At 47.9% G+C, this 332-nt stretch carries 2 tRNA genes; both read right to left on the reverse strand.

Going from position 1 to position 332, the window contains the following annotated elements:
- Positions 1–83 precede the first annotated feature (83 nt).
- Positions 84–159, reverse strand: a tRNA-Ala gene (locus tag OH459_RS28220).
- Between the two features lie 43 nt (positions 160–202).
- Positions 203–279 (reverse strand) — tRNA-Ile (locus OH459_RS28225).
- Positions 280–332 lie beyond the last annotated feature (53 nt).

Genomic DNA, 332 nt, shown 5'->3' on the forward strand with positions numbered 1-332 from the left:
GTTTTGTCAGCTTTCCAAATTGTTAAAGAGCTAGATTTCTTTCGAAACCATTTTTAAAAGCACTCATCGAATGCGCTTAAAGATGGTGGAGCTAAGCAGGATCGAACTGCTGACCTCCTGCGTGCAAGGCAGGCGCTCTCCCAGCTGAGCTATAGCCCCATCAAGGTGTCGATACTGTATGCCAATTCCTTGGGAAGGGAATTGGTGGGTCTGAGTGGACTCGAACCACCGACCTCTCGCTTATCAGGCGAACGCTCTAACCACCTGAGCTACAGACCCAGTATCGTCTCTTTTTTATAAACCGTATCAATCTGTGTGGACACTCATCGTGA

The organism is Vibrio sp. MM46 (assembly GCF_027587135.1).
Taxonomy (GTDB): Bacteria; Pseudomonadota; Gammaproteobacteria; order Enterobacterales; family Vibrionaceae; genus Vibrio; species Vibrio harveyi.